Origin of the sequence: Streptomyces recifensis (assembly GCF_002154615.1) — a bacterium.
Classification (GTDB): domain Bacteria; phylum Actinomycetota; class Actinomycetes; order Streptomycetales; family Streptomycetaceae; genus Streptomyces; species Streptomyces griseoluteus.
This window is the reverse complement of sequence record NZ_MUNH01000643.1, coordinates 1-575: the sequence shown is the minus strand read 5'-3', so window position 1 is coordinate 575 and position 575 is coordinate 1. Positions and strand designations below refer to the sequence as shown.

The window sequence follows — 575 nt, the reverse complement described above, 5'->3', positions numbered from 1 at the left end:
CGGAGCCGTCGGTACCGACGCGGGCCGCGACCGCCGAGGACCTTCCGTCGATCCTTCGTCTCGACGCGGAGGCCTTCGGTGTCGACCGCACCCCGCTCCTCGTCCGGCTGCCCGCCTTCGCCGACCAGGTCCGCGTGGCGGAGGAGGACGGCCGCATCGTGGGATACACCGCCGCATGGCCCAACATGCGGACCCATGTCGTCGGTCCCCTGATCGCCCGCGACACGGAGACCGCCAAGGCGCTCGTCGAGTCGCTGGCGGCCCACACCGACCGCCCGCTGCGCACCGATGTCGACGTGCGCCACGAGGAGCTGCTGGTCTGGGCGAAGGAGCGGGGGCTGGCGCCGGTGATGTCGAACGCGGTCATGATGCTCGGCGCGCCGGATCTGCCGGGGGACTGGACCCGCAGGTTCGCACCGCTGACGGTGGCCGCGGGCTGAATTCCGGCATGACGAAGGCCCCCGCAGTACCACGGGGGCCCTCGTCAGGTGTGCGGCTCGCTCAGACCAGAGCGGTCACGGCCTCGGTGGCGAAACCGTGGTCCTGCTCCGGCGCACCGCCGCCGACGCCGATCG

At 72.7% G+C, this 575-nt stretch carries 1 protein-coding gene; it reads left to right on the top strand.

Features of this window, described 5'->3' with window-relative positions; translation table 11 throughout:
* The coding region (locus CCN33_RS27605) for a GNAT family N-acetyltransferase (RefSeq protein WP_483027256.1) at positions 1-440 on the top strand (440 nt) is incomplete at its 5' end.
* Positions 441-575: the final 135 nt, after the last annotated feature.